The following is a 24359-nucleotide window of genomic DNA, read 5'->3' on the forward strand; positions in this document are numbered from 1 at the left end:
GTCTCCGACTCATCTAAACCCTCCGAAACAGTCGCTGCACAAAAGCACTCTCCATCATATCCTCACGTATCTCCGCCCATGTACCTCTGCGCTCTGCCCATCGACCGATATACATGCCGACGAGTGCGCAGACAATACAGAATATCGTCCGCCAAAACCCAAATAGGAGCACAAAAATCGCAAAGAGCGCACCCAGCAAAAGCCCCAGAGAGCGCCCTCTGTTATTCTGCCACTCATCCTGCAGGAAACGGATAATTTGTTCTTTCATATCCGACCTCCCACATCACATAACACGCTTTTTCGACTGCGGCGCAGCACTCGAAACATCTGTCACGCGAATCGAAATCGGAATCCCCTCAATGCCAAGCAAGTTCAGGAGTTCCTGCCGAATACGTTCCGTCATCTGTTCCGAAACCGGGGAGAGATGTGCCTGCGCCGACAGACCAAGCTCAAGATCAACCTGAAGCGGGGCGGCATTCTCATTTTTCTGCGGCGGCACACAGACGCGTGCGGATACATCTCGTACGCCAGATATGCCAAGCGCTATGCGCTCGATAATACCTCGAACGGCGGAGAGCTCCACTTGTACGGCACCTGCCGGCGTATCCACAACCATGATCTCTCCATGCGCTCTTCCTGTCTCCGAACGCCCGGAAAAGACTGCAAAGAACAGCTTTAATCCGATCAAGAATACCACCGCGCACACTGCGGGAAACTCAGGCTGCACGAGCGCAAAACGCATCTCATTGAGCCAAATGCTCTCGGGCAGCAGCCGAAGCGCCGCGGCAGCCGCAAGTGCCGCAACTGCCATGAGCAACAGGGCGGACGGCAGCAGCAGCAAGCGATTCAATATACCCATGGTTCCGTGCCTCACGCGCGCTTATCGAACGCGCACTTCCTCAACCTTCGGCTCCTCTTCGGGGAATCCGACGCCCTGCACGTGTACGTTGACCTCAACGACGGTGAGTCCCGTCATCGTCTCGATCGCACGCTTGACGTTTTCCTGTGCCGAAAGCGCAACCTCAGGAATGCGGATGCCGTACTTCACGATGATGTAGAGATCGACAGCAGCTTCCTTCTCACCGACCTCAACCTTTACGCCCTTCGAGAAATTCTTGCGCCCGAGCATCTCGGCGATGCCGCCCGCAATTCCGCCGCTCATGCCGGCGATTCCCTCAACCTCCGTAGTCGCAAGCCCCGCGATGATGCTGACGACCTCGTCCGCCACGCGAATCGTGCCGAGCCCCGTTTCCTTCTTGACAGCGTCCTTTGCATTTTCCATTTTCATATCCTCCATTCCTCAGTGAACCTCTTCTTTGTATTTTTATGCGCGCTCGATGTAGTTGCCCGTACGCGTATCGATACGGAGCACATCGCCCTCATTGATGAAGAGAGGAACGCGCACCTCATAGCCGGTCTCCACTTTTGCCATCTTCGTTGCCCCCGTCGCGGTATTGCCCTTGACGCTTGGCTCGCACTCGACGACCTTCAGGCTGACGGAGTTGGGCAGCTGGATGCCGATGATGCGCCCCTTGAACTGCTGCACCGCAACCTCCATGTTCTCCATGAGGTAGTTCAGCGCGTCGCCAAGCTGCTCCCGCGTGAGTTCCGTCTGCTCGAATGTCTCCGTATTCATGAATGTGTAGACGTCGTCTGCCTCGTAGAGATACTGCATCGTATGCGTCTCGAGATGTGCTGCCGGCATCTTCTCATTCGGGTTAAACGTACGCTCAACCACAGCGCCGGTCTCAACGTTCTTGATCTTCGTACGGACGAATGCTGCACCCTTTCCCGGTTTCACATGTTGAAAATCGACAATCTGCCAAACGCCTCCATCGTATTCAATCGTGAGACCTGTGCGAAAATCGGTGCTGTTAATCATATTGTTCAGTCCTCCATACTATCAATCATCACTTGCTATTATAGCGGTTTTATATGCAGATTTCAATAAATTCTTTTGGCGCATGCGTCAGCGGCTCGCCGGCGGTCTCCGTAACGAGCACCGTATCCTCAATGCGGATGCCGCCCCACCCCGGGATGTAAACGCCCGGCTCGTCGGTGATGAGCATATTGGCGCGCAGCATGTCCTTGCCGAACTTCGACAGGCGCGGCTCTTCGTGTATCTCAAGCCCGAGACTGTGCCCAAGACCGTGTCCGAAATATTGATTCAGGTTGCGCGCCCGTAGAACATCGCGCGCAACCTCGTCTACGGTAACGCCCGTCACGCCGGGGCGGATGGCGGTGAGTGCCGTCTTCTGCGCCGTCAGTACGGCGTCGTAGCATTCCTTTTGACGCTCATCCGCGTGTCCGACGCAGATGGTTCGAGTGATGTCCGAGTGATAGCCGCGGTACACCGCGCCAAAATCCATGGTCACGAGTTCGCCCAAGGCGATCTCCTTATCGGTCGCAGTGCCGTGCGGCAGACTGCCGCGCACCCCCGAGGCGAGGATCGTCCGGAAGGCAGGGCGCTCGGAACCTATACGGCGCATATAGTCCTCTATCTCGGCAGCGACGGCGCGCTCCGTCATGCCGGGGCGAATGTATGTGATGATATGCGCAAACGCCGCGTCCGCCATCTCGCATGCGTGCCGGATGCAGGCGATCTCGTCCGCGTCTTTCACCTGCCTCAAAACATCGAGGTTCAGTGCCGTCTCGAATGCAATCCCCGCCAGCAGATCCTTTATCTGCATATAGGCACTGTAGGTGAGCACATTACCCTCAAATCCGACCGTTTTCACACGGTATTCTTTGAGCAGCGCCGCCGCTTTTTGATAGAGTCCTACCGTCTGCTCCACGACTTCAAACGCAGACGCTTCCTTTGCAGCCTGCTCCGTGTAGCGGCTGTCTGTCACGAGGGTAAGGTGATCCGCCGTCACGATAAGAACTGTGGAGTCGCCGCGAAATCCGCTGAAATAATGCAGATTGACCTCTTTCGTCACGAGCACGGCATCCAGTTCCCGCTCGGACAGCAGCGTCCGCAGACGCTCAATACGCGATTCCATGTTCATTATATCCCCTCCGGTCGGCAAAGAACAACCTCCAGCGCCGCCATATAGCTTTCCGCACCGAAGCCGCAGATCTGACCGAGTGCCACAGGCGCGATGACCGACGTGTGACGAAATTCCTCACGCCGATGAATATTCGAAAGATGCACCTCGATCACGGGAACGTCGACTGCCGCGATCGCGTCGCGGATCGCGATGCTGTAGTGCGTAAACGCCGCCGCATTCAAAATGATGTAATCCGCTTTGCCCTGCGCTTCCTGTATCACATCCACGAGATCCCCCTCATGATTGGACTGGAAGAAATCGATCACCGCCCCCGCGGATTCCGCACGGCGGCGCAGGCGATCGTTTATGTCCTCCAAGGTGAGCGCGCCGTAGATGTCCGGCTCGCGCGTCCCCAAAAGGTTCAGATTCGGTCCGTTCAGTACCAGTATTCTCTTCATAGCCTGCTCCTAGTAGCGAATGGAGAAATCGCGGTCGTCCGCAAGAGGATCGCGCGGCTCGATGTCCAGCCGCTCCACACGAACAAACATATTGCCGGCACGAATGGCGGCGAACGCGGCGTCGATGTCCCGCTGCGCCCCTTGGAGCTCCATCGTCACCGTCCCGTCGGGCATGTTCTTCACCCAGCCCGCAATCTCATGCGCGAGCGCCTGCTGCCGCACGAACATGCGAAAGCCGACGCCCTGCACGCGCCCCGCCGCACATGCGGAATAACGAACGATCTCCTCCATCATAGTTCCCTCCTAGCTCTTTGCATCTCTGCGCAAAATGGTATCCGGTACAACGTCCCGGGGGATCTCCATGCGCACAATTTGACGCGGGTGCGGAGCGACCTTGATCGGTACCCCCGTATCGTCCCACATCCCTTTGAGGATGAACCGCCTCGGTGTTCCCGTAGGCGGAAAGATCTCGAGCTCCTCACCGACGAACATCCGATTGCGCTGCTCTACCGTTGCAAGTCCCGTCGCTTCATCATAATCGTGTACCAGACCCACAAAATCGGACGACTGCTCGTAGGTTGACGTCCCGTAGATCTGATCTTGTTCCGTCGTCTTGCCGAAGAAAAATCCCGTCGTATACGCGCGGTGCGACACCTTCTCGAGCTCGTCCATCCACGCGCTTTCCACCTCATATGGTGCATCCGTCATGCAGGCGTCGAGCGCTGCGCGGTAAGTCTTGACGACGCTCGCAGCATAATGCACGCTCTTCATGCGCCCCTCGATCTTGAGGCTGTCGATGCCGCAGGCGATTACCTCATCCAGATACGGCAGGAGACACAGATCCTTGGAGTTCATGATATAGGTGCCGCGCTCATCCTCCGCGACCGGATAGTATTCCCCGGGGCGTGACTCCTCCACGAGCGCGTATTTCCAACGGCAGGACTGCGCACAGCTCCCGCGGTTCGCATCCCGTCCTGTGAAATAATTACTGAGGAGACAGCGTCCCGAATAGGAAATGCACATCGAGCCATGGACGAACATCTCGAGCTCTACATCCGTATTCCTGCGAATCTCTCGAATCTCTTCGCGCGACAGTTCCCGCGCAAGTACGACGCGCGCTGCGCCGAGTTTGCGCCACGCGTCTACCGTCCGCCAGTTCACATTGTTCGCCTGCGTGCTGATATGGACGGCCAGATCTGGCACCGTCTCCCGGCAGAGCATAAAGACGCCGAGATCGGCAATGAGTACCGCGTCCACTCCGGCGTCCGTGAGGAACGTAAAATAGTCCGGCAGCGCATTGATATCCTCGTTGTGCGGGAACACGTTGACAGTGACGTAGATCTTTTTTCCTGACGCATGAGCAAGGCGAACGGCAGTGCGCATCTCATCCGGTGAAAAATTGCCCCCAAAGGCGCGCAGACCGAACTGCTCGCCGCCGAGGTATGCCGCATCCGCACCGTAGGCAAACACCATGCGCAATTTCTCAGGTGTCCCCGCAGGCGCCAATAACTCAGGTCGCCGTCTCATGCATCCGCCTCCGCATCAATGAAAGTATCATCGCACCCGGTCGACCAGTGCCAAATGATCCGCATAGTTCGTCGCATAGTAGTTGTTGCCGCTGCGGTCGGCAACGAAATACAGATAATCCGTCTCCGCAGGATGAAGCACCGCCATGAGCGACGCCGTGCCGGGACTTGCGATCGGTCCGGGCGGCAGACCCGCGTTTTGATAGGTATTGTAGGGGGATTCGATCTTCGTATCGCGCAGGAGCAGATCCTCCTTCGGCGCGTCGAGCAAGTACTGCACAGTCGGATCGGCCTGCAGCGGCATCCCGAGTTTCAGCCGCTTTAGGAAAATCTGCGCGATGATCGGACGATCCTCCTCGTGATACGCCTCTTTCTCAACGATAGACGCAAGCGTCACGAGCTCATAGATAGAAAGGTTCATCTCCTTTGCGCGCTCCCGCATCTCCGGGGTCAGCCGCCGGTCAAAATTCTCCGCCATCATTTCGAGGATGCGCGCGGTATCAAACGAGCCGTTGATTTCATAGGTGTCCGGGAAGAGAAATCCCTCGGCGGCATAGCGTACGCCCTCATGATCCTCCACATAGTCGTAGGGGCGATAGTCCTTTGCTCGCGCGATAAAGTCATCCGCATTCACGATGCCCTCATCGGAGAGCCGCTCCGCGATGTCGCGGACATTGAATCCCTCGGGAATAACAAAGCGAACGGTCACCGTATTGCCGTAGACGAGCGTTTCAAGAGCGTCGCGCGGAGTCATGCCTGCGTGCAGCGCAAAGGTACCGCTCTTGACCTTATTCTCAAAGCCGTTCAGCTTCGCTGTCCACCAGAATTTGAACTCACTCTCTATAACACCTTGCTCATGCAGTTCTTTGCCGATCTCGCCGACCGTCATCCCCGGACGGACGGTGTAGTAAATCTGCCCCCCCTGTGCAGCGGGAGGCATTTTTTGCACCGGTGTGGAAAAAAGTATGAACATAATACCTACCAAAACCAGCCCAAAACCTGCGGCACCACCAAAGATCAGTTTTTTTTGCAAGGGCGTCCCCTTCCCCCTATATACGGCACGCATCGCATCCCGCACTTCGTTCACATGCAAAAGGCCGCACAGCCCCTCTAGTGACCGTTTCAAACAAATCCTCCCTCTCTGATGCAAACTGCCCCTATGAAAAAACTGTCATCCTCCCACAGATGACAGCCGCCTCCTTTTTAGCCTTCTTGGTTCTCCTCAAGCTCGCCATAAACAGCAAGAACCGCTTCAAACTCCTCTTCCGAAGGATCTACATAGACATCCTCGCCGTCCTCGACGACGATCTTTGCAATGACCGCCTCGTCTTCTTCGGGAAGTTCCTCGGTCTCCTCGCCGTCCGGATCGAGCGCCAGCCCCACGAGCACGGCGAACCGATCATCACCTACCGTGATGATGGTCTCCTCCCGATAGTACGTCTCCTCTCCGTCCTCATTTGTGAGAACGACCACAACGTCCTCATCCTCCATCTCGTATGCCGCTTCCGGGGCATCTTTCAAGTTGTTATATTTTTCCTTATAGTCCTTTTCCATGTGTATACCTCTTTTTATGTTCGGTGCAGTATTCATGTGTGTAAATTCCGCTGCCGATCCAAGAATCCCTGCAAAATATAAACCGCCGCCATCTTGTCGATGACCTTGCGGCGTTTCTTCCGCGAGACGTCCCCCTCGAGCAGCGTACGGGTCGCGGCAACGGTTGAAAGCCGCTCGTCCCAATAATGGATCTTGACGCCCGGAAAGCGTTGCGCTGCCTCCGCCATAAATGCGCGTACCATCTCGCAGCGTGTCCCCTCATCCCCGTTCATATGCTTCGGCAGCCCCGCGACAAGCGCGTCGACCTCATAGTCCCGCATGAGCGTGCCGAGACGCTCAAAATCTGCGGCCGGCGTCGTTCGGCGGATCGTCTCGACTCCCTGCGCTGTCAGCCCAAGGAGATCACTCACCGCGATGCCGATGGTCACATCGCCAATGTCGAGCGACATATAGCGATTCACTTCTCGTGCTCCAAGTAGAACCTCACGAGTTCGTCCAGCAGCTCGTCACGCTCAAGACTGCGGATCTTACTCCGCGCCTCCTTATGGCTCGTCACATAGGCGGGATCGCCCGAGAGCAAATAACCGACCAGCTGATTGATAGGATTGTACCCCTTCTCTCGCATGGCGGCGCTCGCCTCGCGTATCACAACGTCCGCCTTCGGTTTGTCAGCACCGAAGGAAAACATCATTGTTTTCTGTTCATCCACAATGATTCACCCCTTTACACGAAAAATCCTGCACAAGCAACTATAGTCTGCCGTCCTGCAGCGCGTCGAGCGCGTCGTCGAGGGTAGGATAGATCCCGGTGCAAAGGGCGCGCATCTCCTCAGTTGCAGGCAGTGTATCCGGGATCATCACGGGACTGCATCCCGCAGCCGCCGCGCCGCGCAGCCCGTTATATCCGTCCTCAAAGACGTAGCAGTCCGCGGGCGGAACGCCGATGCGCTCCGCCGCAAGCAAGAAGATATCCGGCGCCGGTTTCCCGTGCGCAACGTGGTCTCCGCCGACAATCACATCGAAATAATCTCGCAGCCCGCTCTGCGTCAGATTTTTCTCAATCTGCACCGTCGTGGAACTGCTCGCTGTGGAAATCCGAACGCCCTCCGCACGAAAATAAGCAAGAATTTCCCGCGTGCCAGGCATTACGCGAAGATGCCGCGCGGCTTCCTCCGCGACGTAAGCGAGTACGTGCTCCATATATGCGCGTGCATCCACCGTTGGATGAAACTCATTGATGATCCTGAGTGTGAGATCGCCGCAGGTACCGCAGCAGGCAGTGCCGAGTGCTTTTTTGCGCGGCACGCCGAAATCGTCGGCAACGACTGTCCATGCCGTTTGGTAAACGGTTTCCGTATCAAAGAGAATACCGTCCATATCAAAAATCGCACCGCGTTTCATGGGCGTCCTCCGATTCCGCGACCGCCGAAAAAATCACAGTCAAATATTACCACACAACGCCGCAAAAGACAATGACCGCTGAGCAGCAGCGGCGCTTTGAAATACAGTGGCACACGCTAAATCTTATTCTCCGTACCGCGCAGGAGACGCTCGATGTTCTCCCGATGCCGCACAATCACGAGCGCTGCGGCAAGCACGGTGAAGAGCAGGTATTCGAGCGGGTACCCGAATGCCGCGGCGAGGATCGGCGTGAGGAAGCCCGCAATCACAGAGCCCAGTGACACATAGCGCGTCGTATAGACGACGGCGAGCCACACGAGGAAAACGATGAGCGTCACGTTCCCCATCAGCATCGTCAGCACGCCGAGGGATGTTGCCACCCCCTTGCCGCCATGAAAGCGCAAAAATGCGGAGAAGCTGTGCCCCACAATGGCAGCAAGCCCGCAGAGCACCGCCGCAAGCGGTGTCCCGACAAGCATCAGCCCCATATAGACGCCCGCCTGCCCCTTCAAGCTGTCCGCGAGGAACACGGCGATGCCCGCCGGTTTGCCGAGCGTACGCCACGCATTCGTCGCGCCGATGTTGTGACTGCCGTATGCACGCAGATCCGTGTGCCAAATGAGCTTGCCGAGAATCAGCCCGCTCGGAATAGAGCCGATCAAATACGACGCGAGGACTGCCAAAATATATTCCGTCATCACTCTTCCTCCTTACGCGCACGCACGACGAGGCGCAGCGGCGTCCCCTCGAACCCGAAGCTCTCGCGCAGACGGTTCTCGATGAAGCGCAGATAGGAAAAATGCATGAGGTCGGGATCATTCACAAAGATGATGAACGTCGGCGGAACGATGCCGACCTGCGTCATGAAGAGGATTTTGAGCTGCTTCCCCTTCTTCGTCGGCGGCGGATTGACCGATACTGCGTCGCGGATCAGCTCGTTGAGCACGCTCGTCTTGATGCGCATCGACTGCTGCTCGGCAACGTATTTGACCAGCTCCGTGACGCGCTCGACGCGCTGCCCCGTGAGCGCAGACGTATAGAGGACGGGCGCGTATTGGAGGAATCCGAGTTCTTCGCGCAGATCGTCGGTAAAACGAAGCGTCGACTTATCATTTTTTTCAGGGAAAATATCCCATTTGTTGACGACGATGATGACGCCCTTGCCCGACTCATGCACATATCCCGCGATCTTCGTGTCCTGTTCGAGGATTCCCTCGGCAGCGTTGATGACCATCAGCACAACGCCCGCGCGGTCGATAGCGCGCAGCGACCGCATGACGCTGTAACGCTCGACGGGCAGGGTAATCTTCCCCTTGCGCCGCATCCCCGCCGTATCAATGAGCAGATACTTCGCACCGTCCCGCGTGAAATGCGTGTCGATCGCATCGCGCGTCGTCCCCGGCACATCGCTGACGATGACGCGCTCCTCGCCGAGCAGACGATTGACGAGCGAGGATTTCCCCACGTTCGGACGCCCCACCACGGCGATCGCGATCTCATCCGGCTCACGCTCCTCCGCCTCCTCTCTTGGAAATACCGCCACAACGGCATCGAGGAGATCGCCGAGATTCATCGCATTCGACGCGGAAATGGGAATCGGATCGCCCAGCCCGAGTGCGTAAAAATCATAGATTAAATTTTCCCGCTCAAAGCTGTCAATCTTATTGACGGCAAGGATCACGGGCTTATTTGTACGGCGCAGGAGACGTCCGACCTCTTCGTCCGAAGCGGTCAGCCCCGCCCGCCCGTCGACGAGGAAAAGGATGACATCCGCCTCTTCCATCGCGAGCTCCGCCTGACTGCGCATCGACCGCAGGATGTGGTCACTCTCATCGAACTCAATGCCGCCCGTGTCAATGATGGTAAATTCATGGTTCAGCCACTCGGCGTCCATATAGATGCGGTCGCGCGTCACGCCGGGCATATCGTCAACAATAGATATACGCTTTTTGCCGATCTGATTGAACAGTGTCGATTTTCCAACATTCGGCCGCCCCACAACGGCGACGATCGGTTTACTCATTTCCGATCACTCCTCTCTATGCCGAAGCGTGCTCCACAGCGGCGACGGGCTTCGTATACCCCGCATTGCTCTGCCATGTATAGCCGCCGCTCACTCTCTGTCTGCGGTAACTCTTCCAATCCGTGAGGGCTTCCCGATAGTCCGTCCCCGTGGCAACCGGCTCGATGCGTATAGGAGAAAACAGGCGGCGCATATCCGCCAGCGACATATCATCCAAAAAAACGTCCTCTCCCTCGCGCAGCGCCGACGCCGGGATCAAAACACCGTCGGGGTTGAAGTCCGCACGGCTGATGGCATCGACAATATCCCCACCCGTGAGCAGCCCGGACACGTTGACCGTCGCGCCAAAATGCCGGTTCTCAACGGCGAGCACGCGGATTCTCTTCCCGTCGGGATCGAGTTCCCGTGCGAGGCGTTCCATCACAGGCGCAATCGCCGTTCCACTGAGGACGCAGAGCACGGACTCCTCGTCACACTGCGGAAAATATTCCCCCGCGCGCCGCCACTCCTCGATAAAGTTCCGCGTCAGTCCGATCCCGTTGTCGAGCTGCGGGAACCCGTCGTACATTTCGGCGGACGGCACCTCGCGCCCGGCGAGGAAATAGAACTCGTCGCCAAGGTAGATAAAAGTACGCCCCTCTTCCGCGCGAAGCCTATGCTGCCACGCCTCGACCTGATCGATGACGGCAGCCGCCCCCGCACGGTCGAACTGCACGAGTGGAAAAGGATCACTGCGATGTTTCGTCAGACCGACGGGAACGATGGCGAGTGAGAGCGCATGGGGACGCCGCTCCGTAATATCGCGGATCGTGCGCTCCAACTCCTCCCCATCGTTCAGCCCATAACAGAGAACCACCTGCGTATGGTACTCCGCGCCCGCCTCCTCGAGACGTGCGAGCTGTCCGAGGATGTTGGACGCCCCCTTATAGCGCAGCATCTCCGCGCGCAGCACAGGGTTCGTACACTGCACGGAGACATAGAGCGGCGAGAGATGCAGCCTTTTGATACGTGCAAAATCCGCATCCCCCATATTCGTGAGTGTCACGAAATTCCCATAGAGAAACGAAAGGCGGTAGTCGTCATCCTTCACGGAGAGACTGTGGCGCATATCGGGCGCAATCATATCCACAAAGCAAAAATAACAGTGATTCGCGCACTCGCGGATACCGTCAAACACGGCACGCTCAAACTCTACGCCAAGCTCTTCGTCATAGTCCTTGTCAAAGGCGATGATCTCCTGCGTGCCGTCCGCATGCTCCACGAGCAGTTCGATCTCCTCCTCCGCCATCGCAAAGCTGAAGTCGATGATGTCGCGCATCGGCGTATCGTTGACCTTGAGGATCTTGTCCCCCGGCACAAGCTCTAGTTCTTCGGCGATGCTGCCCTCTAGGACACGCAGGATAACGCCCGGATAAATTTTTGCCACAGTACCCCTCCTTTCCATGAAAAAGGAGTGACATTACATCACTCCTTCGTTTTTTATGAAGTTATGTAAATGCGCCGCGTTCTTACTTCAGCCAATCGAGATGTGCCTCGACCTGACCTTCGGTATTCTCGCTGGACTCAGCCTTCTCGGACTGCTTTTCATCGATATACTTCTTAATATCCGCATTGTCAGCATCGCGCTTTGCCTTGGTGATCGAAAGCGAAATGCGCTTGCGCTTCGTATCGATGCGGAGCACCTTGACCGTGACAATATCGCCCGTATGGACAGCCTCGTCCGCACGCTCAATGCGCTTTTCGGCAAGCTCGCCCATCGGAATCAGACCGTCAAAGCCCGGCTCGATCTCCATAAACGCGCCGAAGTCCGTCAGCTTGATGATCTTGCCTTCGATGAAGTCACCCTCGGCGTACTGCTCCGCCTTCTCGACCCACGGATCCGGCAACGTATCCTTCACCGAGAGAGAGATGCGCTTTGCGTCGCGATCCACACTCTTGACGTAAACGTCGAGTTCCTGACCGACCTCAAGCACCTCAGACGGATGCTTGACACGGTGCCACGCAAGATCGGAGATATGGGCGAGCCCGTCCACACCGCCGATGTCGATAAACGCACCGTAATCGACGAGACGCTTGACCGTACCGCGCACGATCTGTTCCGGCTCGATCGCGGAGAACACAGCCTCTTCCTTCTCGGCGCGGTCGCGCTCGAGGAGTTTGCGGCGCGAGAGCACGAGACGGCGCTTTTGAACGTCCACTTCGATGATCTCCGCCTCTACCGTCTGATCGACGTAGACCGAAAGATCCTTAACGAAATGGAGCTCCATCTGCGAAGCGGGAATGAATCCGCGCAGTCCCATGACATATGCCACGAGCCCGCCTTTGACTTCCTTCGCGATCTTCGCTTCAACCGTATCGCCGTTCGCCTGAATGACTTCAATATCCTTCCACGCAGCCATCTTATCGGCTTCCACCTTGGAAAGGCTGCCGCCGTTATCTCCGCCGAGAGACTTAATATAGACGTCAATCTCGTCGCCGACCTTCACGACATCACGCGCATCATCCGGGGCTGGCACGGCAAGATCCCTCTTAGACACAGGAATCTCCTGCTTATACCCGATATCGACATACGCCTCGTCGCGGGATACCTGTACGACAACCCCTTTGACAACGGTACGCTCCTGGAAATCGGGCATTTCTTCCTGTTCCAAAAGTTCTTTCATGCTCTGTTCTGACACTGTTTATAAACCTCCTTGATAATCCAGTCCGGCGTTGAGGCACCGGCTGTAATACCAATTTTATTAACATTTTTGAACCATTCTTCCCGCAGTTCGTCTGCGGTTTCGATATGGTATGTTGTACATTTGCTTGCGCACAGCTGGGCGAGACGCGAAGTATTCGCACTGTTTTTCCCGCCGACGACAATCATCATATCCACCCGTTCGGCAAGATCAAGCGCCGCTGCTTGGCGCACATCCGTCGCCGTACATATCGTGCGGAGAATCTTAATGTCGCGGGATTTTTCGAGCAGACACGAGGCGATGCTCCGAAATCGATCACTTGAGAACGTCGTCTGACAGACAACCCCGAGCCGTCCAACCTTCGGCAGAGCCTCTGCCTCCGCCTCGGTCTCGATAATATGAGCGCCGGATCCTGTCCATTCGAAGATACTCTTGACCTCCGGATGATTCTTCTCGCCGATAATGATAACCGTGTAGCCTTCGTCGGACAGCAGTTTCGCCGAAAGCTGCGCCTTTTTGACATGGGGGCAGGTCGCATCCACAAGTTCTAAGCCGCGTGACTCCGCCTCCTCGTATACATTGGGACCAACCCCGTGCGAGCGGATGATGACAAGTCCGTCATCCATCTCAGAGAGAGAACTCACCGTGCCGACGCCTTCCTTCTTGAGACGTTCGACCATCTGCGGGTTGTGGATGATCGGTCCGAGCGTACTGGACGTACCGTCTGTGGAGGCATTCTCCCGGGCGATCTCTATGGCGCGCTTCACGCCATAACAGAATCCCAAATGCTCTGCTAAGATGACCTCCATATACCTCACCGTAATTTGTAACGATTCTCAATGACCGTCGACAAACATAATCCCACCCATACAATCTGTGTAACAGTATAACACGACAACCCCGCCCGCGCAAATGAAATTTATTTTTTTTATCTTCCGGTTTTATCACGCCTCAAAGGCACCCTTGATATGGCGCACCTGCCAGTCGCCGCGCACGGCGTAGACCTCTATCACGTCAAAACGGCAGGGACGATTGTCGATCTGTCTCTGCCGCAGATACCAATATGCTGTTTGGATGATTTTATTTCTCTTACGAAAGTCCACCGCCTGCGCCGGTGTGCCGTACTGCGTTCCGGTGCGCGTCTTAACCTCGACGAAGACCAGCGTGCCGCGGTCGTCGGCGATGATGTCGATTTCCCCGGACTTCACACGAAAGTTGCGCTCGCATATGATGCAGCCGCGCGCCGTGAGGTATGCCGCCGCACGATCTTCGCCCTGCGCGCCCAAAGTCTGATTGCTCACCGTTACGATCTCCTGTCTCCCATATGCCGGTCAATGCGATAGACATGTGCGAGCACTTCCGCGATCGTACGGTAGAGTTCCGGCGGAATCTCCCGATCGATCTCGAGCGCCATAAGCATATTGACGAGGGATTTATTTTGATAGACGGGAATGCCGTTCTTCTTCGCCTCAGCGAGGATGCGATCCGCGACAAACGAACGTCCCTTCGCTGTGACGCGCGGAGCTCGATCTTTTTCCACATCGTAGCGAACCGCGACCGCTTTCTGCTCCTGTTCCTCGGACAAGTCGTCTGCCGGCGGAGCGTCCGGCATCCAATTTTCCGGCATATCTCACCCATCCTTGCATTGTAAATCCAATTGATATTATACGCCGTGTGTTCTTTTTTCGTCAAGACGCCGATATCGGCAAATTACAATGCTCCCCGCATTTAATTTGTAAAGAACCGCCGCTCGCCGATCGCACCGATCTGAATGCCCTCGATGACGATCGGCGTATCCTCGGCGGAGGCTCGAATGTCGTCCAGATGACTGCGGAACTCCCATGCGGCGTCCGGATCGGAGAAATAAAGCCGCATATCGACATGTGTTTCCTCATAGATGCGATTGATGAGTTCCACCGTACCGATGTGATCGGTGAGCACACAGATGCGCAGCCACGTTTCTTTTTTGATTTGCTCGCTGCCCTCATCCTCGTGGGATTCGTCATAAACGTGGATATATGCGGGATACTCCGCCTCGCCCATGAAGAGCGGCATCACAAAGTTCATGGAGCGCTGTCCCGGCTGAGGCGCGGCGTTCTCCCCCTCGAGTGCGCCGCGCATGGAGAGTGCAAGCGCCGCGACGTTCCTGCCGGCGCGCTTATACTGCTCAGCGTTCATCTTGCGCGTGGCGACAATATCCGCCGTCTGCATGAACGCCCATAGGCGCGGCAGGTCGGGCATACGCTGTTCTGTCGCCGTCTGCCGAACCGTCCCCGGGACGTTCTGCTGCACGATCTCTATAAGCTGCTGCAGCTGCTTAGCATCGGCGTCGCTCAGCGTGCTGTTCCGGCTGTTCACGAAATTTTGCAGGAGCTGTACTTCCCGTTGGGAGAGATTTTCGTTTTGATAGAGTAATGCCTGCGCGGCGGCGCGCATGGTCTGCATCGTCTGCGGCGTATTCTCTAACGGCTGCACCTGTGTGCCTGCGTTCCCCTGCCCGCCGGGCGTTTGTACTGCGTTCTGCGTGCGCTGCGCCGTCCGCTGCTGTGTCGTCGCCGCGTCTTGGCGCCCGTTGGTCTCAGGGGCGGGCGTTCCGGCAGGAGACGTATTATCTTTCGGCATTTGCCGGGCAGTCTCTGCTGTCTGTGGACTGCCTTGTGTGCCCTTCTGGCCCGTCTGCGCGGCGGGGGCGGCGTTCTGTGTGCTCGCCTGCGGACGCCCGTCCTGCATCCCGGGCTGTGCGGAATCCGTTGGAACTTGCGCAGCTCCGCGCGCGGCTGTACTTTGCTGCACGGGGGAGCCGTTTTCCGGCGTACCTTGCGGCTGTGCAGCTTGCCTAGAAGCCTGCCGCTCCCCCTGCTGTGATTCTGTACGAACGGCTCCTTGTGCGGCGGCTTCTTGTCCTACGACGGATTGGCTAGGTGTTTCCGGTGTAGTCTGTCCCGCAGCAGTGCCTTGTGCGGAACCGCTGCCCGTTTGCACCTGCGGCGCGGGCTGCGCGCCCTGCTCTGCCTGAGATGCTGCGTTCGCCGACACTGTCGCGGGATTTGCCCCCTGCGACGCAGGTGTCGGCACTGTATTCGCCTGTGCCGGCATTCCGCTCGCACTCTGTGCGTTCCCGGTCTGCGGTGCGCCGGTATTCGTCCCCATAGGCTCACGCGGCATCAGGGACTGCACGAGGCGGCTTAGGAAGCCAAGCGGCGCAGCGCCGGATGCCTGCGTTCCCCCGGACTGCATATTGCCCCCCTGTGCGGACTGCATATTAAGATTTTCGAGAAATGCGCGCAGTTCCTTCGGCAGGAGCTGTGCATTCCCGGTATCAAGCAGTTGGAACGCGGCTTTGGTCAGCATGACCGGCTCGAACGTGCCGCCCGTTTCCCGTGCAATCAACGATTTTAGCTTCGTCAAAAGAGCCGCAAGCTCGTCGCTCACCTGCGGCGCCGCTCCCGCCTCCGCGAGATTGCCCAGTTGATTGAGCATCCGCGAGAGCGTCGTCAGCTGATCCGTTGAAAACCGCTGACTTGCCGCCGTGCTGCCAAGCCCTTGCGCCAAGGTTGTCTCAATGGAAAAGGACTGCCTGATAATATTTTGAATCACCGCCTTGAGTTCCTGCGGCATCTGCTCCACGCTCGACTGTTGGCGTCCGCTGATTTTCGACAGAACGTCTGCCAATGTGTCGATCGCCGTCTCAATCGACACGTTTGTCCGTTGACTGAATGCCGCCGACGAATCCCCGCCGCCGCGCTCCTGCACGCCCTGCACCGGACGCCCGTCCGAGATGCGGGAGGGCGCCGCGGGCATCACCGCAGAGACTGCTGCGGCATTCGCTTCCATCGGCATAACGGACACAACCTTCCTAAACTATATTTGTTCCATAATCATAGATCGTATTGGTTCGAATGTGCGGCGGTGAATCGGCGTCACGCCCAACGCGCGAATCGCAGCGATGTGCTCCGCCGTCCCGTATCCTTTGTGACCGGCGAACCCATATCCGGGGTATTCTGTATCGTAGCGCTCCATCAATCGATCGCGCGTTACCTTTGCCAGAATCGACGCCGCCGCAATCGAGGCGGACTTCGCGTCTCCTTTGATGATGGACTGCACGGGCATCCTGAGCTGCGGCAGCTCCACCGCGTCGACGAGGACTTCCTCCGGCGCGGGCGTGAGCGCCGCGACCGCCTCGTACATCCCGCAGCGCGTCGCCTGCAAAATATTGATGCGGTCAATCTCCGCGGCATCGATGAGCGTCACATGATAGGCAATCGCCTTTTCTGTAATCTCTTCAAAAAGTTCCGCACGCACTTTCGCGCTGAGTTTCTTGGAATCATTCAAACGAGGCAAATAGAGTTCCTTCGGAAGAATCGCGGCGGCAACCGCCACGGGGCCTGCAAGAGGACCGCGCCCCGCCTCGTCCACGCCCGCGACAAGGATGTGCCCGCGCGCCGCCGCCGCACGCTCATACGCGTACATCGCGGCAAGACGTTTCCGCTCCCGGTACATACGCTCATAGCGGTGCAGGAGAGTTCCGACGGACGTTCGCGTATCTGCGCGGCACGACGCTAAAAAATCCTCCGTCACATCGCCGTGCAAAAACACGCTCTCTATTTCTTTTATCGTCAAATTCATCAAATCCTTCACCGTATACAGTCGCTTGAAGTATCTGTCGTCTCCGCCTGTATCGGCGAGTCAAGCGTCACGCGCCCGAGACGTCCGCTGCGAAAGTCCGTGAGCACAATCTGCTCTGCCTTTTCATAGTCGATCCTGCCGCCGCGCACCAAACAGCCGCGTCGCCGCCCGATCTCCTCTAACAGTTCCACGCCCGTGGGCAGATTCTCTGCGAGACCATACCTCGCTCGCAGCGTCGCCGGATAATCGGCGTGCAGAACCCGGAGGAGCTGCAAGACGACGCCCCCTACGTCGTAAACCGTATCGCTGATCGCCCCGGTGAACGCAAGACGGAGCGCGGCACGCGCATCCTCGAATTTCGGCCACAAAATGCCCGGCATGTCGAGCAGTTCGAGCTGTGCGCCGATACGAATCCACTGCTTTGCCCGCGTCACGCCGGGACGGTTCTCCACCTTTGTCCGCGCGCCGCCGGAAAGACGATTGATGAGAGAGGACTTCCCCACGTTGGGGATGCCGAGAATCATACAGCGCGCGGCACGCGGCTTCGCTCCGTGTTTTGCGAGCTTTTCCGTACGCGGCGCGGCAAGTTTTTGAATCGCCTGCACAAGTTCCTTCGTACCGCTCCCTTTCACCGCATCCACCGGCACGGCGACAATATCCTGCGATGCAAAATACTGTACCCATGCGCGCGTCGCCGTGGGATCGGCAAGGTCGGATTTGTTCAGCACAATAAGACGCGTTTTCCCCGCGACGATCTCACGCAGCACGGGGTTCGCCGAGCTCATTGGAATCCGCGCATCGAGCAGTTCTATCACCACATCCACAAGCTTCAAATTTTCCTGCACCAGCCGCTCCGCCTTCCGCATATGCCCCGGATACCATTGCAGGTGCGGCATATTGATTGTATTGTTTTGTTCCATCCGGAATCCTCTCTTGGTCATTCATTTTTCACAGGTTATAGTCGCTTCATTATTTCGAATGATATTTATTATGCCATACATATTAAGCTGCCGCAACGAAAATTCAAAATGTAGTGCAGAAAGGGACTGCCGCACGACGATACATTCGTGCAACAGCCCCGTATCTCTAAGCAAAAAGTATGATTATCGTACAACGTTACGAAATCGCCGCGTCAATATCGGTAATGCCCGCTTCCAGCAGCATCCCAATGAACTCTTCCCCATTGATGAGGCGTACGCCGCACTCGCCCGCTTTTTGAACTGCTTTTTCGGAAAATACCGCAGAGGTCAATGCCCATGCCAAGGGAGTATACTCACCGTCAAGCGAATCTGCTTGCTGTTTCTTATAGTTGCTGATCTGCTCTACTGCATGTTCGTTCGTCTCCCCCACATGCTGCTTTACCTGAATATATACGCGAGCCTTCAAACGGTCAAAATCAGCAATGATGTCTGCATCTGCATGGTTTCCTTTCCTAGGATCATTTTTTGACGGTATATCGACGCGATCTGCACCGATTTTTTCATGTAGATTTTAACTAAGTTCTCCAGTTCATCCGAATTCAAATACTGTTGGAAAAACGAAGACTTTTGCAGAGCCTCTACGGCAGCCGCATAAAGACTTTTTCTCTTGGGCTGCTCCCTCGGCGACAAGCTGCATATCTCGTCAATTTCGGCTTTCACGTTCGCATCCTCATTCAAGTTTGCCGTCGCATTCCGATTCTTCATCTTTGTCTGTAATAAAGGATATTGATGTTTAACAAATCTTAATTCCTAAAAACTTCACTCTCCTATTTTTTGGTTCGTTGTAAAATGAAGTTGAACAGCTAAACAAAAACAAAATCCATAGTGACATCCCGTGCTATAATGGTTCCGCTACAAAACATCAGCAAAGGAGCAATCACTATGGATTACGCCTATTCTACCACAATGGAAGCTGTTCGTAAATCGGGAAAGCACTTTACCCTTGACGAAAGGGGGCAAATACAGGCACTTCACCGCGAAGGATTCTCCCTTCGCGCCATAGCCGCACGGGTTGGATGCTCGCACACGGCGATCCACTATGAGCTTAAGCGGGGGACACCCGAACGCCAAGCTGCTCGCGGGCGGTCTCCACAATATACGGCAAGGCGTGGGCAACGGGCTTACCTCGAACATCGAAAGAACTCCAAACGACCGTATAAGCTTGACAGCGCAGGCTGTGCGCCATTCCTGCGTTGGATGACCGAAAGAATCCGTAAGAACAAGTGGTCGATCGACATGTGCGTCGGGGATGCCAGGGCGAACAAACGGTTCGACGAGGATGGTATCCCATGCACCAAGACGCTTTACAATATGCTGTGGGCGGGTAGGATTCCGCTGACGCTGTTCGATGTCCCGCAAGCGCTCGGACGAAAGTGCAAGCGCAAGCGAAACCGCAAGAACAAGCGCCTGAAAGGGCGTAGCATACAGGAGCGTCCTGCCCTTGTGGACGAAGGCACGGAAATCGGACACTGGGAAGCCGACACCGTTGTCGGATCGCGAAAAGGGCGCGGCGCAGCCGTATTTACCGCTGTGGAAAAGGTGACGCACGACTACATCGCAATCCGCATCTCGGGTCGCACGTGCGCCGGCATTGAAGAAGCCATCGCCCATTTGAAATCGGAATATGGAGAGGACCGTTTCAGCCAAGTGTTCAAGACGATTACCGTTGACAACGGGACAGAGTGCGAGACGTTCACGCAGCTTGAGAGCCTCGGCACGAAGGTGTACTTCGCTCCCCCCTACAGCTCATGGGAACGCCCGCAGAACGAGCGTCACAACGGCATCCTCCGCCAATATATCCCCAAAGGAACGGGCATCGACGGATACAGTGACGAGGACATCCTAAACATAGCGGATGAGATAAACAGCCGCCCTCGTCGAGTGCTCGACTATCAAACACCAGCAGAACTGTTTAACACCTTCTTGGATGAAGTATACGCTATTGAAAATGTTTCTTAATTAAATCACTGTTCAACTTGCTCTTGCAATTCACGCTTAAATACTGTTATTCAAACGATGTCTAATGTATCTATTTTTGAATCCATAGGGCGCGGAAGAGCACCGGGACATATTTTATTCTAGTTCTATGGTTGCGGGCGGTTTCCCGGTGCAGTCATAGAGAACGCGGTTGACGCCGCGCACTTCGTTGACGATGCGTGTCGTGACCTTGGAGAGCACTTCCCACGGAATTTGTGCCGCCTCTGCGGTCATGAAGTCGGTCGTGACAACGGCGCGCAGGACAACGGCATAGTCGTAGGTGCGCCCGTCTCCCATCACGCCGACGGATCGCATATTCGTGAGCGCGGCAAAATACTGACCGAGATTCTTTTGCAGGCCGGCGTGTGCAATCTCCTCACGATAGATCGCATCCGCGTCTTGAACGATCCGCACTTTCTCCGCCGTGACCTCGCCGACAATGCGGATGCCGAGCCCGGGGCCCGGGAACGGCTGGCGATCCACGAGATAATCGGGGATGCCAAGTTCGCGCCCCGCCGCGCGTACTTCATCCTTAAAGAGAAGCCGCAGCGGTTCGACGATCTCCTTAAAGTCCACATGGTCGGGCAAACCGCCGACATTATGATGCGACTTAATGACCGCCGACTTCCCGAGACCGCTCTCAATTACGTCCGGATAGATCGTTCCCTGTACGAGGAAGTCTACCGCGCCGATTTCATGCGCCGCTTCTTCAAACACGCGGATAAATTCCGCGCCGATGATCTTGCGCTTCTGCTCGGGCTCCGTAACACCTTTGAGCTTTTCATAGAACCGCTCCTGCGCATTGATGCGGATGAAGTTGACGTCATAAGTACCGGCGCTGCCGAACACTGCCTCCACTTCGTCACCCTCATTCTTGCGCAGAAGCCCGTGATCGACAAAGACGCAGGTCAGATTTTTGCCGATGGCTTTAGAGAGCAGCACTGCTGCAACGGAGGAGTCTACACCGCCTGAAAGTGCACAAAGCGCACGACCGCCGCCGATCTTTTTACGCAGTTCCTCAATCGTTTTCTGTACGAAGGAATCCATGCGCCACGTACCCGTGCAGCCACAGACGTTGTAGACAAAATTGCGCAGGATCTCGCTCCCGTGCTCCGTGTGCATGACTTCCGGATGGAACTGAACGGCATAAAGACGCTGTGCCGCATTCTCCATCGCCGCGATCGGACAGACAGGTGTATGCGCCGTTAGGGCAAATCCCGCAGGCATACCGCTGATATAATCGGTATGGCTCATCCAGCAGACATTCTTTTCCGGAATCCCCGTAAAGAGGAGAGAATCCTGCCCCGTGATGTCCACCTCTGTTCTGCCGTACTCGCTCGTCGGCGCAGTCTCAACCGTTCCACCGAGCAGGTGTGCCATGAGCTGCGCCCCGTAGCAGATGCCAAGCACGGGGATCCCCATGGAAAAGAGTTCCTTCGGCGCCGTCACCGCCTCCGCGCCGTATACACTGTTCGGTCCTCCCGTCAGGATGATGCCGCGCGGCGCAAGCGCACGAATCTCAGCGAGCGAAAGCGTGTGCGGATGCACCTCGCAATAGACGCTGCTCTCGCGTACGCGGCGGGCAATCAGCTGATTATACTGTCCGCCAAAGTCGAGCACCAAAATCATTTCCGAGGCATCGGGTTGATTCATCATGCAAGTCCCTTTCTGCTGTTATGCTTCTGCACCTTCTGTAAAATTACGCACGGCGGCATGGGCGGTATCGACGGAAAAGCCCTTTTGGTAGAGATTTGCCATCATCTTTTGCTTCTTATCCGTCGGTTTGAACTTCATCGCAAGCACACGCTCCGCCGCAGCTGCCTCGCGCTCCGCCGTGTCCGGAGGAACCGCACTGCGAATGAGTTCCTTATCGAATCCGCGCTGCATGAGCTTGACGAAAATCTGCCGCACGGAATAGCGGCTCTCATTGTAGAGATACATGAACTGCTGTGCGCAGAGATCCGCATCGTCAAGATACTTCCACTCGATGAGCCGCTCTATCGCCGCATCAATCTCTTCCTGCGGAAAGCCCTTGCGCTGAAGTTTCTCGCGCAGCTTCTTCTCACTGTGAGCTTGACGCGCGAGATAATCCACCGCGGTGACGAGCGCCGTTTTCTCTGCGGATTTTTTTCGCCCCGATTTATGTTCTTCCTCGGTCATGCCTCAGTCTCCGCGTCGACCGCATCCGGTGTATCTTCTCCGCCGACGCCTCCGATCGTCAAGAGCTGCTCACGAATTTTTCCCTCAATCTCTGCGATGAGTTCCGGTTTGCTTTCGAGTGCTGCCTTTGCGTTTTCCTTCCCCTGGCCGAGACGCGTCCCTTCATAGGAGTACCACGCACCGCTCTTATCCACGATGTCGAGATCGACGCCCATATCAATGATGCTGCCAATGCGTGACACTCCTTCACCGTACATAATATCAAACTCTGCGGTCTTGAACGGCGGCGCAACCTTGTTTTTAACAATCTTTGCACGCGTACGGTTGCCGAGCGAATCCGAGCCCTGTTTAATCGTATCACTGCGCCGTACATCGATACGCACGGATGCATAAAATTTCAATGCACGCCCGCCCGTTGTCGTCTCCGGGTTGCCATAGGTAACGCCGATCTTTTCGCGGAGCTGGTTGATAAAGATGGCTACCGTGCGTGTCTTGCTGATAATGCCCGTGAGCTTGCGCATTGCCTGACTCATGAGACGCGCCTGCAGGCCGACATGAGACGATCCCATATCCTCATCTATTTCCGACTTTGGCACAAGGGCTGCGACGGAGTCCACGACAATGATGTCAACCGCTCCGCTGCGCACGAGCGCATCGACGATCTCAAGTGCCTGTTCCCCCGTATCCGGCTGTGATATAAGAAGCTCCTCGATATTAACACCGAGCCGCTTGGCATACTCCGGGTCAAGTGCGTGTTCGGCATCGATGAACGCCGCCACGCCGCCTGCTTTCTGCGCTTCTGCAATCATATGAAGCGTGACAGTCGTCTTTCCCGAGGACTCCGGTCCATACACCTCGATGATACGGCCACGTGGGATGCCGCCTACACCGAGAGCAATATCGAGCGGCAGAATACCTGTCGATATAACCTCGATGTTCATGTTCGCCTGCGCTTCACCAAGGCGCATGATAGCGCCTTTGCCGTGCGCCTTTTCAATCTGCTTGAGCGCCTGCTCAAGTGCCTCCTCCCGCGTCATGGGCTTGTCTTTTTTACTGTCTTTCTTTTCTTTCTCCGCCATGTCGTCCGCTCCTTCACATCAACAAATTCTCACTAATTATACGAAAATCCCCGGTGTTTTGTCAAAGAAAACACGGGGATTTCCCACCGTTCCGCAAATATTTATTGGAGCAGTGCGCGGACAGTTTCGTTGACGAGCTTCCCGTCCGCACGCCCCTTCACGCGCGGCATCAATGCTCCCATCACCTTACCCATATCCTTGGATGAGGAGGCGCCGACAGAGGAAATGACTTCTTCAACAATCTTTTTGATCTCATCCGCACTCAACTGCTCCGGCAGATACGGCATGAGAACGGCAATCTCCGCCTGCGTCTTTTCGACGAGATCGGCACGTCCGCCGCGCTCAAACTCCTCGATAGAATCGCGGCGCATCTTGACTTCCTTCCCAATAACACCGAGCACCTCGTCGTCAGTGAGCGTCTTTTTTCCATCAATTTCCGCTTGTCGTACAGCGCCGCGCACAAGCCGAATGACGGAAAGACGTTCCTTCTCCCCCTGCTTCATTGCTTCCTTCATATCGGCGGTCAACTGTTCCATTAATGTCATGAGATAACTTCCTTTCTGCATCATTTCGGGGAACACATATAAGGATAAAGAAAAACATCCGTGGTACAGCGTCCACGGATGCCCTTTGCAATCAGCCTCTGTATTTGCGTTTACGCGCTGCCTCAGACTTCTTTTTGCGGCGAACGCTCGGTTTCTCGTAATGTTCACGCTTGCGCACTTCTGCAAGTGTGCCGGCTTTCTGTGACATACGCTTAAAGCGGCGGAGAGCACTGTCGATCGACTCATTTTTGCCGACCTTGATTTCATTTGCCATGCATTTCCCCTCCCTCCACGCGCGGAGTAATTTCGCGCCAATAAATGACACGAATACATTATACTCTATGGGGATAATTCATGTCA

Annotated in this window: 31 protein-coding genes; 1 reads left to right on the forward strand and 30 read right to left on the reverse strand. The window is 56.2% G+C overall.

The window, feature by feature from the left end:
- Positions 1–13: 13 nt before the first annotated feature.
- The 25 genes from HMPREF9162_RS07150 to HMPREF9162_RS07270 form a co-directional block, all read right to left on the reverse strand.
- Positions 14–268: a DUF2273 domain-containing protein gene (locus tag HMPREF9162_RS07150; RefSeq protein WP_009752906.1), complete on the reverse strand. Its 255-nt coding sequence runs from the start codon at positions 266–268 to the stop codon at positions 14–16.
- Positions 269–283: 15 nt separating this feature from the next.
- Complete coding sequence (gene amaP, locus HMPREF9162_RS07155; protein WP_009658406.1) at positions 284–859, reverse strand: alkaline shock response membrane anchor protein AmaP; 576 nt, start codon at positions 857–859, stop codon at positions 284–286.
- 21 nt (positions 860–880) lie between these two features.
- On the reverse strand, positions 881–1297 hold the full coding sequence (locus tag HMPREF9162_RS07160) for an Asp23/Gls24 family envelope stress response protein (RefSeq protein ID WP_009348930.1): 417 nt from the start codon (positions 1295–1297) through the stop codon (positions 881–883).
- Between the two features lie 27 nt (positions 1298–1324).
- Positions 1325–1882, reverse strand: coding sequence for an elongation factor P (gene efp / locus HMPREF9162_RS07165; protein WP_009348931.1), 558 nt, complete (start codon positions 1880–1882; stop codon positions 1325–1327).
- A 49-nt stretch (positions 1883–1931) separates the two neighbouring features.
- The gene (locus HMPREF9162_RS07170) at positions 1932–3008 is read right to left on the reverse strand and encodes a Xaa-Pro peptidase family protein (RefSeq protein WP_009752895.1); all 1077 of its coding nucleotides are present in this window, start codon (positions 3006–3008) and stop codon (positions 1932–1934) included.
- The gene (gene aroQ / locus HMPREF9162_RS07175; RefSeq protein ID WP_009348933.1) at positions 3008–3448 is read right to left on the reverse strand and encodes a type II 3-dehydroquinate dehydratase; all 441 of its coding nucleotides are present in this window, start codon (positions 3446–3448) and stop codon (positions 3008–3010) included. The genes HMPREF9162_RS07170 and aroQ overlap by 1 nt, the downstream gene beginning before the upstream one ends.
- A 9-nt stretch (positions 3449–3457) precedes the next feature.
- Entirely contained in the window at positions 3458–3742 is a 285-nt protein-coding gene (locus HMPREF9162_RS07180; protein WP_009752819.1) for an acylphosphatase, read from the reverse strand.
- A gap of 9 nt (positions 3743–3751) precedes the next feature.
- A complete protein-coding gene (locus HMPREF9162_RS07185) occupies positions 3752–4975 on the reverse strand; it encodes a U32 family peptidase (RefSeq protein WP_009752891.1) in 1224 nt (407 codons plus the stop codon).
- A gap of 27 nt (positions 4976–5002) precedes the next feature.
- Positions 5003–6100: an endolytic transglycosylase MltG gene (gene mltG / locus HMPREF9162_RS07190; RefSeq protein ID WP_009752799.1), complete on the reverse strand. Its 1098-nt coding sequence runs from the start codon at positions 6098–6100 to the stop codon at positions 5003–5005.
- A 77-nt stretch (positions 6101–6177) separates the two neighbouring features.
- A complete protein-coding gene (locus HMPREF9162_RS07195; protein WP_009752873.1) occupies positions 6178–6528 on the reverse strand; it encodes a DUF1292 domain-containing protein in 351 nt (116 codons plus the stop codon).
- A 32-nt stretch (positions 6529–6560) separates the two neighbouring features.
- Positions 6561–6977, reverse strand: coding sequence for a Holliday junction resolvase RuvX (ruvX, locus tag HMPREF9162_RS07200; protein ID WP_009658460.1), 417 nt, complete (start codon positions 6975–6977; stop codon positions 6561–6563).
- Positions 6978–6985: 8 nt separating this feature from the next.
- Positions 6986–7237 carry an IreB family regulatory phosphoprotein gene (locus tag HMPREF9162_RS07205; protein ID WP_009752893.1) on the reverse strand — a complete coding sequence of 84 codons (252 nt, stop codon included), beginning with the start codon at positions 7235–7237 and terminating at the stop codon, positions 6986–6988.
- A 40-nt stretch (positions 7238–7277) separates the two neighbouring features.
- A complete protein-coding gene (locus HMPREF9162_RS07210) occupies positions 7278–7928 on the reverse strand; it encodes an HAD family phosphatase (RefSeq protein ID WP_009752830.1) in 651 nt (216 codons plus the stop codon).
- Positions 7929–8044: 116 nt separating this feature from the next.
- Positions 8045–8626, reverse strand: a complete 582-nt coding sequence (gene plsY, locus HMPREF9162_RS07215) for a glycerol-3-phosphate 1-O-acyltransferase PlsY (RefSeq protein ID WP_009752829.1) — start codon at positions 8624–8626, stop codon at positions 8045–8047.
- Complete coding sequence (gene der / locus HMPREF9162_RS07220; protein ID WP_009752839.1) at positions 8626–9951, reverse strand: ribosome biogenesis GTPase Der; 1326 nt, start codon at positions 9949–9951, stop codon at positions 8626–8628. Before der ends, plsY begins: the two co-directional genes overlap by 1 nt.
- Positions 9952–9967: 16 nt before the next feature.
- Positions 9968–11377 carry a DUF512 domain-containing protein gene (locus HMPREF9162_RS07225; protein ID WP_009752794.1) on the reverse strand — a complete coding sequence of 470 codons (1410 nt, stop codon included), beginning with the start codon at positions 11375–11377 and terminating at the stop codon, positions 9968–9970.
- An 82-nt stretch (positions 11378–11459) separates the two neighbouring features.
- Entirely contained in the window at positions 11460–12614 is a 1155-nt protein-coding gene (gene rpsA / locus HMPREF9162_RS07230; protein ID WP_175282260.1) for a 30S ribosomal protein S1, read from the reverse strand.
- Positions 12611–13441, reverse strand: coding sequence for a 4-hydroxy-3-methylbut-2-enyl diphosphate reductase (gene ispH, locus HMPREF9162_RS07235; protein ID WP_009752882.1), 831 nt, complete (start codon positions 13439–13441; stop codon positions 12611–12613). The genes rpsA and ispH overlap by 4 nt, the downstream gene beginning before the upstream one ends.
- A gap of 135 nt (positions 13442–13576) precedes the next feature.
- Positions 13577–13933: a YraN family protein gene (locus HMPREF9162_RS07240; RefSeq protein WP_009752779.1), complete on the reverse strand. Its 357-nt coding sequence runs from the start codon at positions 13931–13933 to the stop codon at positions 13577–13579.
- A gap of 2 nt (positions 13934–13935) precedes the next feature.
- Positions 13936–14259 carry an EscU/YscU/HrcU family type III secretion system export apparatus switch protein gene (locus HMPREF9162_RS07245; RefSeq protein ID WP_009752833.1) on the reverse strand — a complete coding sequence of 108 codons (324 nt, stop codon included), beginning with the start codon at positions 14257–14259 and terminating at the stop codon, positions 13936–13938.
- Positions 14260–14360: 101 nt separating this feature from the next.
- Entirely contained in the window at positions 14361–16472 is a 2112-nt protein-coding gene (locus HMPREF9162_RS07250; RefSeq protein ID WP_009752822.1) for a hypothetical protein, read from the reverse strand.
- A 21-nt stretch (positions 16473–16493) separates the two neighbouring features.
- The gene (locus HMPREF9162_RS07255; protein ID WP_175282257.1) at positions 16494–17258 is read right to left on the reverse strand and encodes a ribonuclease HII; all 765 of its coding nucleotides are present in this window, start codon (positions 17256–17258) and stop codon (positions 16494–16496) included.
- An 8-nt stretch (positions 17259–17266) separates the two neighbouring features.
- Positions 17267–18178, reverse strand: coding sequence for a ribosome biogenesis GTPase YlqF (gene ylqF, locus HMPREF9162_RS07260; RefSeq protein ID WP_009752797.1), 912 nt, complete (start codon positions 18176–18178; stop codon positions 17267–17269).
- A gap of 196 nt (positions 18179–18374) precedes the next feature.
- Positions 18375–18644 (reverse strand): restriction endonuclease, encoded by a 270-nt coding sequence (locus HMPREF9162_RS07265; RefSeq protein WP_037350403.1) that lies wholly within the window; start codon positions 18642–18644, stop codon positions 18375–18377.
- Positions 18641–18898, reverse strand: coding sequence for a hypothetical protein (locus HMPREF9162_RS07270; RefSeq protein ID WP_254655374.1), 258 nt, complete (start codon positions 18896–18898; stop codon positions 18641–18643). Before HMPREF9162_RS07270 ends, HMPREF9162_RS07265 begins: the two co-directional genes overlap by 4 nt.
- Positions 18899–19144: 246 nt before the next feature.
- Here HMPREF9162_RS07270 and HMPREF9162_RS07275 point away from each other — a divergent pair, with 246 nt between their 5' ends.
- Entirely contained in the window at positions 19145–20197 is a 1053-nt protein-coding gene (locus HMPREF9162_RS07275) for an IS30 family transposase (RefSeq protein WP_254655377.1), read from the forward strand.
- A gap of 114 nt (positions 20198–20311) precedes the next feature.
- Here the strand turns inward: HMPREF9162_RS07275 and guaA are convergent, their stop codons facing one another.
- From guaA to rpsU, 5 genes are all read right to left on the reverse strand, one after another.
- Positions 20312–21871, reverse strand: coding sequence for a glutamine-hydrolyzing GMP synthase (gene guaA, locus HMPREF9162_RS07280; protein WP_009752856.1), 1560 nt, complete (start codon positions 21869–21871; stop codon positions 20312–20314).
- A gap of 18 nt (positions 21872–21889) precedes the next feature.
- The gene (locus HMPREF9162_RS07285) at positions 21890–22375 is read right to left on the reverse strand and encodes a regulatory protein RecX (RefSeq protein ID WP_009438957.1); all 486 of its coding nucleotides are present in this window, start codon (positions 22373–22375) and stop codon (positions 21890–21892) included.
- Entirely contained in the window at positions 22372–23454 is a 1083-nt protein-coding gene (recA, locus tag HMPREF9162_RS07290; protein WP_009348957.1) for a recombinase RecA, read from the reverse strand. The genes HMPREF9162_RS07285 and recA overlap by 4 nt, the downstream gene beginning before the upstream one ends.
- A gap of 101 nt (positions 23455–23555) precedes the next feature.
- Positions 23556–23999, reverse strand: coding sequence for a GatB/YqeY domain-containing protein (locus HMPREF9162_RS07295; RefSeq protein ID WP_009657508.1), 444 nt, complete (start codon positions 23997–23999; stop codon positions 23556–23558).
- Between the two features lie 91 nt (positions 24000–24090).
- Positions 24091–24273, reverse strand: coding sequence for a 30S ribosomal protein S21 (gene rpsU, locus HMPREF9162_RS07300; RefSeq protein WP_005841552.1), 183 nt, complete (start codon positions 24271–24273; stop codon positions 24091–24093).
- Positions 24274–24359 lie beyond the last annotated feature (86 nt).

Origin of the sequence: Selenomonas sp. oral taxon 137 str. F0430 (assembly GCF_000183625.1) — a bacterium.
GTDB lineage: Bacteria > Bacillota > Negativicutes > Selenomonadales > Selenomonadaceae > Centipeda > Centipeda artemidis.